Genomic DNA, 14072 nt, shown 5'->3' on the forward strand with positions numbered 1-14072 from the left:
AAGAGATTAATCAATTAGGAGGACTTTAAGTAGTGGTTAGATAACTAAAGGGGGATACTATTGGATCCAAATAATAGAGATATTAAGTTCAGCGTGAAAAAAGCATGTGTCGATATTGGAAATGACTATCAAGTGGAGTATGCAACTATAGTTGTTGAAGACATTAAGACTAAGTTTTTTAGAGTTCACCCTACAACCAATTTTATTAAACAACGCTATGGTAAAACAGATCACAATTTTAATTCTCAAAAAAGAGCTGCTGATGTCATTGTACAGTTCTTAAATTGGCTATTAATTGAAAAATACAGTACCTATCAAGTAAGTTCTTTCAAACACCTTACCTTATCACATGGTGTTGATTTCTTGAATTATTTAAAAACCACTAAGTATAAAAAAAAGAAAGATAGAAATAGCGTATACAGGTCTAGGGGGACTTTAGAACATGCAGATCTGTACTTAAGGTATTTTTTAAAATTCTTAAAAGATCACCACATCATTCAAGGAGCATTAGCAGATATTATTGAAAAGCATACATACAAAGCAAATAATAAAGAAATAATTAGCTCTATCTTTATTGGAAATGGTTTTTCACTCCCAGCAAAAAACGTTACAAGAAATGAATTTAAACTAGAGCACTTCCCTCACCCCAGATTAATTATTTTATTATTAGAAGTAGCTGATTTGGTAGCGCCAGAAATTTCTTTTGGGATTTATCTACAAATATTTGGTGGATTACGAAGAGGTGAAGTTGTTAATATCTTACGAAGTGATCTTCGCGAAATCGGTCCTAATGGAGAACATGGTTTGTCTGTTAGGATAGGTTACAAACCTTATATATGGGAAAGATTAAATGATATTTCATCTTGCTCAGTTAAAAGAGATACTAAAATTTTCCCTATACAACCTATTCAAGTTATCCCAACTATTTCAGTCCCTATTTTAAAAAGTTTGAAGATACGATTAGAAACATTACAAAAATTGAACAGACATAATGCACTATTTATTGATAATAATGGTAACCCAATGAGTGGCGATACTTATGATGCTCGTTTTAATAAGGTTAAGCGCAACTTTTTAATGACTGTAAAAAATCAAATGCCTGCTTATTTCTCTCTACTTTCATCTAATACCTGGGGGACACATATTGGTCGTCGGATATATACTAATCTGATGGCAAAGATCGTTAAAAGTCCGGCTGAGTTAGCTATTCTTCGAGGAGATAAAAGCCTTGAATCTGCCCTTGTTTATATGAGTAAAGAAGCAATTCGTGAAGAAATACAAGAAGGTTTACAACAGATGTATCAAGAGAACATGAGCACCAACGATAATTTAGATGAAGAATCAATTAGTCTAGCACAGCAATATAACAATAATTTTATAAATTCAATTTTAAGAGAGGATGCTGTAAATTTTGAGTCGGTTACTAATACAGAAAGAGGTTATTGAGTTAACAGGTTTCAGTCCAGATAAAGTTAGACGGTTAGCAGAATTAAACCTAATTAAGTTTAACGGAAAATATTATCAGCAAGATTCCATACTACAATACTTAGATTATGAAAAAGGAATAATTGATACTTCTTTCAATATTAATGATTTTACAAAATTTGCACAGATCCCGAAGTATACTGGCGTTCAGAATCTTCAATTGCATTTCCCTGAGGAATTTCATCTTCTTGAAATAATACAATTAACTTTTCCGATCAACGGAAAGTATATTTTTATCACAAAAGATTCTTCCCTTACCTTTAGAAATGCTTTAGATAAAAAAAGAGTAATATTTTCTACTCACATTTCCACAAAAGAAGCTAATAAAAGATATGGTTTTGGATTTGCTAGAATTAAATATTATACAAAAATTAAAAAATTAAATCCTATTATAGCTCCTCCTAATCTTAGTGAACGTGGCTTGTATTACCCTATCGCAGAACTAGAAGCAGTCACCGCAGAAGAACAGGTCTTTTTAGAAAAACATTATTCAGTTTCTGCAGTAAAAAAAATGCTTGGATACGCTGAAAGTAGCTTATCTTCAATTATGGCTCTAGTTGAAGAAGGGTTTTTAACCTTTCGGAAAACCGAATATGGAATAATTAATGAAAATTCTGGCCACAATACATTCTGGATAACAAAAGAGTCTGTTCATTCATTTTTAGATTTATTGGAAAATAAGTATTTGAAGCTAGAGTATATAGAAAGTAATTTAAAACTTTCACATATACATTTACTTTCAGTTTTTTCAAACAATGACAAACTCATTATAAATAAACAAATATACATAAAAAAAGAAAAAGCATTAAAACTTTTAGAAAGATATGACTTAAAGAGTATAGAAGAGGCTTACTCTTTGAATCCCAATGTCCCTTCTACTATCTATAACTATTATACTTTAAAAGGTATCGCACCCCTTTGTTCAAGAACAGAAAAAACCTTATATAAACTGCTGCAAAAACCTGAATATAAGAACCTTTTTAAGGATTATGTAGAACCAATTAATCAAGAAGAGTTTTGGAAAATAAACAAAAAAGAAGTCGATGATTACTTAGAGGAAATAATAGAATTGAAAAAAAGATATTATACACGTGCTGAGTTACTAAAAAAATTGCACGTACAAAATGACTTTCAGCATATCCCTATTACTTCTATAAAGGTACCATTATACATGAAGTTTTTCACCAATATTTTAAGTAGTTATCTATATGATAAACAAGAAGCACAACGCTTTTTAGATAACCCAGAACTATCTCACCTTATTTTTGAGCAATCGCAGCTTAGCCTTAGCGATTATATAAAATCATTTATTGATTTAAGAGAATTTCCTGAAAGCCTTAAAGAAACAGCTGCTCTCTTAAAATCTTTTGCCGAGCAGAATCTTTCAGCAAAACAGGCTAACCCTGATACATTAAACAGTTATAAAAGAGAATATTTAATTGCGATAGAATATTTAATTAAATATCCCCTCAAAAAAGAACTCTATCTTTTAGATAATACTGAAGTACAATTATTTATTGAGAAATGCTCCTCAACACATCATAAAACCTGTTTATGGAGGATCTTAACTTTTATAGAAAAAGAAAGATTATGTAGATATTCATTAAAAAAGTTACCCAATCCACGTAAACAAAGGATTAAAAAAGAACAAGAAAAAATTTCTTTTGATGATTGGCTAGAAATTTATAAGTATGCACAGAAACTCGATACACACTTACACCAAGCCATTATTGATAAACAGTATGCAAATTTATGGTTATTCGTCATGATACTCTTAACTAATGCTTGGAGACCTAGTGATGTTTTTCGAATCCCCCCTATACAACCTGAAATTATTGGTATACCTAATATCGATTGGCTTAAGCATCATAAAATTACTAAACCTAAGGCACAAAAAATTATAAATATTATTCGTAGTTATAATTTAGTTACAGCTAAAAACGGAATGCCTAGAGACTTTACATGCAATCTTGATCTACTTGAACCAATGGTAACTGCATTGTGTATTTGTGAATTTCATAGACGGGAGTCTAATATTCCAACAATAATAGACTTTACGACCGAAAGAAAAAAGAAAAATACTATTACAGGGAGTGATTTTAATCATTTTTTTGAAAGAAATATGAAGCTACAACATATTAAATTTTCTCCTTTAATTGCTAACCGTTCATTGATGGAACATTTATTTTATTCTATTCAAGAGAAAAAAGGGAAAGGCAATTCAGCGTTTGAACTAGTGATGAAATTACGTAAACATAAAACTGAAGTTACAAAGGAATACATAAGTGATGGAGGGAATAAAATCTCTCTACATTTATTTTCTCGAGGAGAATTTGGCTTTTTATATGACCATTTAATTGAACTTCTTACAGATAAGCGTGAAAGTACGTTATCCCAAAGAACACTAGACATTTGCCAACTTAAACGATTTTTCGAACCATTTGAGGTTGAAAACTTTTCTTATTTTTTATCTAAAGTAATGAACGATGAAGAACAAAATTTAATGGATAAACTCTTATCCTTAACCCCAAATCAAGCATTCGAATATATGCGAAAAATGTATTTAGGACATATGCCATCAAAAAAATTAGACGCACAATGTTTAATTTATCCTAACTGTCATAGACCATCTAATATGTTTAGTTGTAATCAATGCCCCTTTGCAGTACATAATGTTTATGCTCTAACCTCCATATTCAACGAATTTGATGATAGCATTCAAAGATATAAAAATACAAACAAAAATGGAGTAAAACAAAGAGAACAAAATACTATTTTCAAATTACAAAACCTTCTTATTAAAGCAATCGAAAAATTTGGTGAGGACTATGTATTTAGTTTTTATACTGGCGGAGAAAATGCCTTTGTACAGCAATTAGTCCTTATAGAGGAGTGATCTTTTCTTGTCACAAATGAAAATTCAAGATAACTTGTATGGAATTAATTATCCTCAGGAATTTTCGGAGGATGAATTTCTAAAAGAGCATTCGATTGAAAATGCAAAAGAAATTATTGCAGAACTTACTTTAAACAAAGTTTTTTTAGATGGAAAATTTGATGATGATTCCTGGGTTTTAATAAATAACAAAGAAATAAATATACATAAATATTTTAATTTTGAGGACATCTTGGATACTGAAATTAAAATTAAAGTCAAGTGTTGGATTTTAAATTACCTACTGACAGTAGCACCTAGTTCTGCAACAGCGTATTTAAATAACTTAAAAAATTTTTTGCTTCTTACAAATTATTTATCATGCCTTGATATTGATGAAATAGAAGCTTCTTTAAATGAATTTAAATTATCAATTCGATACCCCATTTTAATATCCGGAATAAATTTCCTAGACTATATATATGGTAGTCAAGTAACTAAATCTAAAATGGAATTGTTTTCAAACCAATTACGGTCAATAGTATCTAAGTTTTTCTTTTCTAACACCAGAGACCTCCCCCCTTATAAAGACGTTATCAGGTTTAGTTTTATCCTTACTTCATTCTCTAAAAGTTGGGATGAAAAATTAGAACTGAAGTTTTTTCCAGTTTTACTGTGGTGGAAATTAACATCTGTCATACCAATGAGACCTTCTGAGTTTTGTTCTATTAGAAGAAACTGTCTATCTCTTCAAGGTAATAATTTTTTTATAACTTTACCTAGACAAAAACAAAAAGCTACATCAAAAACTTTTGAAGTACCTAATACTCTATCAATTTCTAAAGAGATCTACAATCTCATAGAACGCTATATTCACATTTCAGACCCGTACGGTAAAACAAACACTCTTATATCAGCTGCTGCATATCGTAGTACATTGAACTATCCTACACAATCAAAGCGTAAGAAATTAAATCGAAATTATTTTGTTCTTTATATGTTTAATAATCTATTACATGCTTTTTATTCTGAAGTTGTAAAGGATATATATGATCTGGCACCAATAGACAAATTAAATTGGCTAAAAGAAAAAAATAGCGTAATAAAATTAGGATCTAATGATGATTTGAGTGAATTCATTGCTGAGAAACAAATTATCAAAATCCAACCGAATGACACAAGACATTTTGCAATTTGTAGTATGATGATTCAAGGATTTAACCCATTAACTATTGCACGTATGGCTGGTCATCAACATATTGAATCTCAATACCACTATCAAAAGCATATTGAATTTTTTATAGATTCCAAGGCATATGAAGCAACATTATTAAATCGTTTAACAAATTCATCTAGGGATACAAACTATCACTCCACGCTTGCAATAAAGGATTTAATTAACAGGTCCCTAGCGCCTGAGGAAATGTTTGAGTATATAGAGGAAGTCGAAATTGGCTATTGCACAGATGAATTAAGACGATGTGAATCTAGAATTTGCATTTTCTGCTCTAAAAATTGGATCCCTCGTGAAGAAATAGAAAGTAATTTTAAAGAAATTGTTGAATTAAAAACTGAATACAACAAAAAACTAAAAATTAGAGCACAAACACTATCGAGAATTTATAAAGATATTAAAATAGAATATAAATCTTGTAGAGTAAACCCTTTAGAACTAGCTGAACTGGCTAGAGAGTCTAAGTTAACAAACAGTGAAATTCATGATTATGCTTTGCTTATTTCAAAAATTTACGAATAAAAGGTGAGATAATTGAGCAAATTAAAAAATCCAAAAGGTGCTGGACGTAAAAGAAAATATGACAATCCGGAGGAACAAACTAGATTAAAGAAATTAGTTTATCTTTACAGAGAAAGAAACCCTTCGGGAATAATTAGAATCTCTCATTTAGTAAGATTTTCAGAAAAAATGAATAAAATAAAACCCGATGAATTTCCCTCTACATATAATAAAGATGTTTGGAGTAACTGGGGAAGAGAAATAATTAATCTAGCAAACGAACCAATTACTATCAAAATAGAGTCAGAATCAGGTGATAGTCACGAAATACCTAACTTTTCTGATATTTTAGATAAGTATATTCATGATAAACCCAAACTTTTAGAACATCTTTTAACATGTGAAAATTTACTACATGAATCGTTAACCAAAAATAATGACTTTAAATTACAAAATGATATACTTGAGAAGCAAATTAAATCATTAAAACTTGAAATATCTGAACTGGAAGGAACTATTAAAAAATATGAAAAAATGACCTTAGAAATGGCCCATCATAGTGGCGTTGAAAAATATAGAGCAAAGTATGGCTTAAAAAATCAAATATCTATATCGAAAAATCAGAAGGCTTTTGAGAATTTGGACGACCTTAGCTCATTTCTCGAGCCAGACTTAAATCCCCAAAATAATGAAAACATAATAAAAGTTAAAAAAATCGTACAAGAAGAAAATCCTATGTTAGCAAACTGGAAAAAATTACGGAATTAATTTTAGTAACAATTGTTACTAAATCCGATAGACAATCGCTTGGATTTGTATACCTCATTATTGAGGTGTAGTCTAATTTTGTCTTCCTTCCTTGACTTAGTACATGTAGATGAAGCGAATAAAAACTTCTATAAAGCAAAAAAGTCTCAAAAACATATTGTTTTATTACTGGCTAAGTAGTTTAGAGTTTTTTGTCGTATGTTCAAAAAGTTTAGACTTTCTTGTCCTGTTATTGAGACATAAAAGTATCGACAAAATTTATGATAATGGCTATTTATCAACATTTGTTCATGAGATTTTAGTTTAGACTTTTATGTCTTTCTACATCCATCAAGTTTCCCACATGCTACATAAGCAAATCCAAGCATTCTTATTGCAAATGTTTTTGTTACTATTTGTGACATTGCCTTCAATAACTACGAAAATAATACATAACAACCGGAATTTTCTTTGCTAAGAAAAATTGGTCAAATAAATAGCCGATTTCCTTATCGTATAGGAAATCGGCTATTAACTATTCGCTTAGTTATTAATTTAAGGGTAGAAATCCACCTTCTCTAGCGTTAATTATTCTTCCACAAGAGAATAGCAACATGACAAGTTGAATTGGTTCATGTTTTCTACTTTTTTATTAGTAGGAATTTTAACAACTGTATTTTTTTCACCTATCTTATTAATCATGAAACCATGAACTTTAACATTAGACGGTACTAACGGATGGTGACGAATAATATCAATGCTCTTTTCGATATTTTCACTAACATTTTCTTTTCCATTTAGCCATTCATCAAGGGTACCACCTGAAAATTCAGGCATGCAATTTTTAAAGAGATAGTCCAGTTCTATGTTATCTTTTATGGAACCAAGTTGACTTTGTAGATTAACTAGATCAGTTTCTTCATCCCTTATTCCTACAACAAAAATCACCAGTGCAAAAAGGGTCAGATGAAGGGCTATTTTTCTAATTTTTATCATTATTTATTGTTTTCATTTGCTAAAATCTACAAAAATGTCAGAGTGTTAGGAAACCTTAAAAGGTTTTCTGACACTCTGAGAAAAGGACGCTTGTGAAAGCTTCCTTTTTTATTCCCTTAGAAGGTAGGTTACCTTGTTTAAAATAGCTTCAATTTGTTGGGCATTTTTACTATACATTTCACTTGCCGTTTTTGATTTCGTTTCTAAAGAAAATAGTTCAAGATCAGCATGGCATTTTTTTAAAGATGCTAATAATAAAGGTTTGTTTTGAGGAGAAGGCATTTGGAGTTTATCATTATAAATGTCGATAGTAAGTTGTCCGTATGAATCAACTTGACCGAGAAAGACATTTTCAATGACAACACCGAGTTTTTCTAGCTCAGAATGTAACCAAGCACGGTTATGCCCACTTGCTGAAAGAGGTTCATCTAGTACATTTCCATCCATAATAACAGTTTGTGGTTCCTTCTCGTTTGGTACTTTTAATCCAAGGTCTTTTGCAGTAAGCGGCTGAGAATCTTTCTTTAATAATACATTTAATTCTCCGCTCGGTTCTAGTACGGCAAATTCAACTTCAGCTATACTGAATGCACCATTTCCTCTAAGAAGTTCAAGTAACTCATCACTTGTATATTTTTCTTTCTTTAAATTATCCTCCAGTACTTTGCCATCCTTTATTAAAACTGTAGACTTCCCTTCAAACAAATCTCTAGCAGCTTTGTTTTTTAAGGAAAGAATTCCGACAAAAAAAGGTACCGAGGCGAAAATAAGTATGGCAAAGACGCCATGGAAAAATTTTTGGTCTAGCCCTGTAGATACTTGAGCGGCGATACTACCGATTGTCATTCCAGCTACGTACTCGAAAAAGGAAAGTTGAGAGATTTGCCTTTTCCCTAAGCACTTTGTAATAGTGAATAAAATAATTAATATGAATACAGAGCGAAGAATAACGAGTGTCCATTCGGGTAGGTGAGGCATAGTCATTTCCTCCATTCTACTTAAAACCCTTTATATTGAGGTTCTTCACGTTCTAATACTAAAACTCTATCCTTTACATCAGTGATGACACTGTCCATTTCTAACATACATTCATGAAATACGCGTTTTGCTTCGTCGTCTGTAGAATTTAGCGAAAGGGAGCTTAAGCTTGCTTGAGCGCCCCTTAAACTAGAAAGACAGGTTTTTACGCTAGCGATAACAGTCATACAAACACTCCTTATCCTTTCGGTTTGAATAGCAATGCGCCAATGAACCCGAAAATAATAGCTGCTGATACACCGGCGCTCGTTACTTTAAACATTCCGGTAATGACGCCAACGATGCCATGTTTTGCAGCTTCTTCCATTGCACCGTGAACGAGGGCATTACCGAAACTTGTAATAGGTACGGTTGCCCCAGCTCCAGCGAAATCAATTAATGGTTCATATAAATTGAATCCATCTAATATAGCTCCAGCAACAACAAGTGTTGCCATTGTATGAGCGGGTGTAAGTTTACCGACATCAAACATAAGTTGTCCGATTACACATATGAGTCCACCTATGACGAAAGCCCAGAAAAAGATCATTGCGTTGCACCTCCAAATTCAATCGAAACGGCGTGAGCGATACACGGAATCGTTTCTTCTTGTTGGAATGTAAGTGGAGATAGTAAAGCGCCTGTCGCAACGACAAGTATTTTTTTGAATTCTCCTCTTTTCATTCGGTTTAATAAGTGACCGTACACGACTGTTGCAGAACATCCAGGGCCACTAGCACCAGCTATGACAGGTTGCCCTTCTCTATAAATGAGTAGCCCGCAATCTTGAAACTGTTCACTCGTCACTTTTGTTCCATGTTTATGTAGTAAGTCATAAGCAATTTCGCGTCCTACATGTCCGAGGTCGCCTGTTACGATTAAATCGTAGTAAAAGGCATATCGATTTGGCGTTCACGCAAATGGGCTTCAATTGTATCGACAGCAGCAGGAGCCATCGCACCTCCCATATTAAATGGATCAGTTAATCCCATATCAACAACTCGCCCAATCGTTGCAGATGTTACTTGTGGGCCGTGTCCAGTATCGCTCAAAATAGCGGCTCCTGCTCCAGTCACTGTCCACTGTGCAGTAGGTGGCTTTTTCTGTAGGATAGCGGAATTGTTTTTCTACGGCAGTGTTATGGCTTGAGGCACCAGTTAATAAATATTTTGCGTCTTTCGCATTTACGATACTTGCGCCGAGTGCTAAGCCTTCCATAGAAGTAGAGCAGGCGCCAAATAAACCGAAATAAGGTGTGCCAAGTGTTCGGCATGCAAAGCTCGTAGGCGTAATTTGGTTAATCAAATCTCCTGCGAGTACGAATTGAATATCGTCTTTACGAAGTTCTGCTTTTTCAGTAGCGCGGCTACAAGCTTCTTCAAATAAAATTTTATGTGCTTTTTCGTAGGAATCTTGTCCGAGCCATAAATCTTCATGAAGGGTATCAAAGTCTTCAGGGATTTTTCCCTTTGCCTCAAAGGGGCCACCGACTACACCTGTTGAGATAATAACTGGTTTGTTTTCGAATACCCATGTTCGGTGTCCTTGTAACATTTATAGCCCTCCCCATTGAACAAGAATCGTTTTAATAAGTGCGATGACGAAAGCAGAAAATACACCAAATAAGATAACCGATCCTGCTAGTTTAAACATGTTACCGCCAACACCAAGGACAAAACCCTCCGTTCGGTGTTCGATACATGCGGCAATAACGGAGTTGCCAAATCCAGTGACAGGTACAGCTGTGCCCGCTCCGGCAAACTGTCCGAAACGATCGTATATCCCAAATCCAGTTAGTAACATGGAAATGAAAATAAGAGTTGCGACAGTTGGATTTCCTGCTGAGCGTTCAGTGAAATCCAACTATGTGATATAAAACGTAGAAATGAGTTGTCCGATGAAGCAAATAAAACCGCCAACGAAAAAGGCTTTTATACAATTTTTTAAGACAGGACGCTTCGGTTCGCGTTCTTGCTCGAATTTTTTATATTCCTGTTGTACAGGGGTTAAGTTTTTATCTTTACTAGACATTGCGATTCTTCCTTTTCTTTTAAAAAGCGTTAAGTGTTAGACTCCATTTTTTTACCAATGAATTTTAATTGCTTATTAATTTCATCTTTAGATACTTCTTTTTTCTTAATTTTGTTTTCGAGTTTTTCGAGCAACATAAAGATTTTTTTATCTGTACTTACACGAACATCGAAAGTAGGGTGCTCATCACTTAGCTGCTTTTGAAGCTTCTTACGCAAAGGTTTTAATCCAAACCTTTCATGATGTTCCGGTGTAACTGCTATGTAGAGATCTAAATTTGAATTTACTGCTGTACTTTTTATAATTTCATCCATAGCGAGAGCTCTTTTCTTGGCCCCTTGTGATATAGATTGATTAAAGGATTCCGTACTCGTCTTTGTTAATTTGGGACCTTTCTCTTTCTCCGTTCGTTTTGCTTCTTCTTTCACTTTTTTATCTAAGGGACTATTATCACATCCGGTAAAAGAGCTAAATAGAAGGGCAAATAATGCGGTTATGAGGCCGAGTTTTCGCATAATTATCATTCCATTTCTATTGCAATATGTAATGTGATAGAAAAAGGATGACTGCATATCATCCTTTTTCTATTTCACAGCATGGCTAATCCGTTATTGCTGTGAGTATTGTGGTTCTTCTTGTTGGACTTCTTCAACACGTGGGTTTAAAGAATCGATAATCGTTTGTGTTTGTTGCGCAGCTGTTTGGAAAAGTTGCTTTGCTTGTTGGTTATCCGTATCAAGAGCGAATCCCTCTAAGCTAGCTTGTGCGCTTTTTAATCCAGAAACAGTTTGCTTTAGTTTTGTAATTACAGTCATTGAATGAAGCCCCCTTGAGAATATCAATTCAATGATTATAATTTGTGAGTTGGGGTGAATTTATGATTGGAAAATTTAAGGGAGAGCGATTTATTTATATACTCCTAGATAAGGTGCATAAAGGATTAAGGAGATATTTTTATTCAATCATGGGATGCATTAGGGAAACAGGCTTTATCTTACCACTAAAGAAGTCATTTTTTAACAGTACTTTTTCATATAAACCATTATGAAGACTAACAAAGAAACAGTTTAGTATTCGATATTATTAGCTTCTATTTTTAACTTAAAGCATTTCGCTAAATTACCTGTTTATCAACAGATAATAAGATATACATACTTACATTATGAATTTAAATGTTCTAACTATAAATAATATGATTGAAAAATTTTTGCTTGTAATTAACAATAAGCATAGGTTTATTCGTACTTATACCACGACTTTCAATTAATTATGAAAATATCGTATTTTCAAGTAACAAGGTTCTCAACCATAGTACCATTTGTTGTGGTTATATGAATTATTATAATAATTCATTCTTTTTTCTCTCCTTCATATTATTTGTAGGAGTTAAAACTATAGTTCTGAAGAAGAAGCAAGTAGGCGTTGTATAAAATATTGTATGATATGTAGAGGATGTCTTGTTAAATGGAAATAAGCCCTTTTATAATTAGGTATAAATGTAGAACAAAAAGAACCCTCAATGAGGATTCTTTTTGCGGTATTACGGAGATGACCAGCTGATTTTGACATAAGGATTTTCATTTGATGTATATGCTCTATACAAAGAATGCATGCTACAAAAAAATTATTATTAAAATATCTCTTAGCATTGCTAGTAAGCTAATATAAGTTTGTATCTCAAAACCGAAAGTTACACTTTTCTTTCAATTCAAGGTGAACTACAATTATTTTGAAGAATTACAACGTCGGATATCACCTAAACTGGACTTTCACCGATGAGCAGTGTCTAGCTTAGCTAGACACGAAAAATAAATAGCACTTCATCAAACAGAAGCACTTAAAAGGGTTCCGGGAGTGAACGAAATGAGTGAATTTTATCTTTTTTATTTTATGATTAAACAAATCCAAATATGAATAAGCAAAACCATTTTGCCATTAACAAAGTCGTTCGTAGAAGCGAATGCTTATTTCAAACATGCATAACAGTATTAAAAAACTTAAATAGTTTCGAAAATTAAAGACCTTTATTTTCACCAAACAGCTTCTATCAAATGTTTTAATAGGGTCATCAATAATTGTATTTACATCAGTCATTTGTTTTAAATGCTGCTGTACAGCTATTGTTATTAACCCTTGAATTGGATGTTCCATTGTAGCCTCTATGTTTGAACAGGTTTTTCTATACCAATAGATCGTTGTTTCCTCATGAATATCAGTAACATAATTGCAGTTATTATCGATCGATAAATCCGAAATGACGCTGTTAATTCACACTTAGATGCAAAACCTTTTCCTTGAAACACAGGTGTAATTTCAAGCACTGGTATATCAATAATATGCATATATTCTCCAACAACCCCGACAACCATTCCTTTTGTAGACCACGCAAACCCTGTTACGATTCCCGTACTAGCTGCGTCCCCTGTTCCAATTTGTGAATACCATCTCCATTGATTGATTTTCACTCTTTTAAGAAATTTTTTAATTATAGAGTGAATCTCTTGCAACTTTTTTACTATGTCTCCAATGCTATCGAGCTGTGCCATTACTTTATTTTCAATACCGCCCTCCTCTTCTGCTTTTTCAATTTTTTGTCCAGTCTTTTTTTTCTGTTTTTCAATTCTCTCTAACACATCAAACGTATATCGAATCTTCCATATTTTCACTTGTAGCAAACACTGTTTTTCCATTTCTGAATATAAGAAAGTAACTTTCAACGATATTTTCGACAATAATATAAATAAAATAAGCAATAGAACAATTCCGATTACAAGCCACTTCATCCCTATCATCCTTTCATTTCATATCCATTATTGACATGACCAAAAAAGATTAAACAAATTAAGATAAAAATGAATTTAGAAATTTTTCTGAATATAAAGAAGCGTTGTGGCATTTTATATTTTAAAAATTTTTTGTTTTAAAATCAGGATGCTTAGCATGAGTATTTTGAAAAGGTAAGTAGCATGGTTACAATGACAATTGTTAGGCAATAAGAAGAAACTGTATAAATTTCTGAAATGTACCCATAAACAGAAAACACCTCTTGTACCCTATCTAATAAAATACGGTATAAGAGGTATTTGGGACTTGTCTTATTTCTATTGAATTACTCTCTATATCGCTCTACCCTAATTAGGTTCTTCTATATTTAAGAATCAGCTATCAGCCAATGATAATCTTTAC

11 protein-coding genes and 4 pseudogenes are annotated in these 14072 nt (G+C 32.6%); 4 read left to right on the forward strand and 11 right to left on the reverse strand.

Annotated features, from left to right (window positions below):
- Window positions 1–60 precede the first annotated feature (60 nt).
- The 4 genes from MR143_RS09460 to MR143_RS09475 are packed head-to-tail and all read left to right on the forward strand — an operon-like array spanning window position 61 to window position 6863.
- The gene (locus MR143_RS09460) at window positions 61–1446 is read left to right on the forward strand and encodes a hypothetical protein (RefSeq protein WP_199717602.1); all 1386 of its coding nucleotides are present in this window, start codon (window positions 61–63) and stop codon (window positions 1444–1446) included.
- Complete coding sequence (locus tag MR143_RS09465; RefSeq protein WP_242280715.1) at window positions 1412–4381, forward strand: hypothetical protein; 2970 nt, start codon at window positions 1412–1414, stop codon at window positions 4379–4381. The genes MR143_RS09460 and MR143_RS09465 overlap by 35 nt, the downstream gene beginning before the upstream one ends.
- 7 nt (window positions 4382–4388) lie before the next feature.
- Complete coding sequence (locus tag MR143_RS09470; RefSeq protein WP_199717604.1) at window positions 4389–6116, forward strand: tyrosine-type recombinase/integrase; 1728 nt, start codon at window positions 4389–4391, stop codon at window positions 6114–6116.
- A 12-nt stretch (window positions 6117–6128) separates the two neighbouring features.
- Window positions 6129–6863, forward strand: a complete 735-nt coding sequence (locus tag MR143_RS09475; protein WP_199717605.1) for a hypothetical protein — start codon at window positions 6129–6131, stop codon at window positions 6861–6863.
- Between the two features lie 567 nt (window positions 6864–7430).
- Here MR143_RS09475 and MR143_RS09480 read toward each other — a convergent pair.
- The 11 genes and pseudogenes from MR143_RS09480 to MR143_RS09525 form a co-directional block, all read right to left on the reverse strand.
- Window positions 7431–7787: pseudogene (locus MR143_RS09480) on the reverse strand (carbonic anhydrase); the annotation flags it as partial.
- Between the two features lie 159 nt (window positions 7788–7946).
- A complete protein-coding gene (locus MR143_RS09485; RefSeq protein WP_242280716.1) occupies window positions 7947–8816 on the reverse strand; it encodes a DUF421 domain-containing protein in 870 nt (289 codons plus the stop codon).
- Between the two features lie 20 nt (window positions 8817–8836).
- Window positions 8837–9043 (reverse strand): DUF1657 domain-containing protein, encoded by a 207-nt coding sequence (locus MR143_RS09490; RefSeq protein WP_242280717.1) that lies wholly within the window; start codon window positions 9041–9043, stop codon window positions 8837–8839.
- Between the two features lie 11 nt (window positions 9044–9054).
- A complete protein-coding gene (spoVAE, locus tag MR143_RS09495) occupies window positions 9055–9405 on the reverse strand; it encodes a stage V sporulation protein AE (RefSeq protein ID WP_000575919.1) in 351 nt (116 codons plus the stop codon).
- Window positions 9402–9734 (reverse strand): beta-ketoacyl-[acyl-carrier-protein] synthase family protein, encoded by a 333-nt coding sequence (locus MR143_RS33410; RefSeq protein WP_374265296.1) that lies wholly within the window; start codon window positions 9732–9734, stop codon window positions 9402–9404. Before MR143_RS33410 ends, spoVAE begins: the two co-directional genes overlap by 4 nt.
- A pseudogene (locus MR143_RS09500) lies at window positions 9734–10409 on the reverse strand (beta-ketoacyl-[acyl-carrier-protein] synthase family protein). The gene MR143_RS33410 and the pseudogene MR143_RS09500 overlap by 1 nt, the downstream one beginning before the upstream one ends.
- Window positions 10410–10886 (reverse strand): annotated as a pseudogene (gene spoVAC, locus MR143_RS09505) (stage V sporulation protein AC).
- A gap of 29 nt (window positions 10887–10915) precedes the next feature.
- Complete coding sequence (locus tag MR143_RS09510) at window positions 10916–11401, reverse strand: YhcN/YlaJ family sporulation lipoprotein (protein ID WP_029440961.1); 486 nt, start codon at window positions 11399–11401, stop codon at window positions 10916–10918.
- Between the two features lie 93 nt (window positions 11402–11494).
- Entirely contained in the window at window positions 11495–11701 is a 207-nt protein-coding gene (locus MR143_RS09515) for a DUF1657 domain-containing protein (RefSeq protein ID WP_000216166.1), read from the reverse strand.
- Between the two features lie 1195 nt (window positions 11702–12896).
- Window positions 12897–13037 (reverse strand): annotated as a pseudogene (locus tag MR143_RS09520) (GerW family sporulation protein); the annotation flags it as partial.
- A gap of 8 nt (window positions 13038–13045) precedes the next feature.
- On the reverse strand, window positions 13046–13678 hold the full coding sequence (locus MR143_RS09525) for a DUF2953 domain-containing protein (protein ID WP_199717609.1): 633 nt from the start codon (window positions 13676–13678) through the stop codon (window positions 13046–13048).
- Window positions 13679–14072: the final 394 nt, after the last annotated feature.

This window comes from Bacillus cereus group sp. BfR-BA-01347 (assembly GCF_022663835.1).
GTDB lineage: Bacteria > Bacillota > Bacilli > Bacillales > Bacillaceae_G > Bacillus_A > Bacillus_A thuringiensis_K.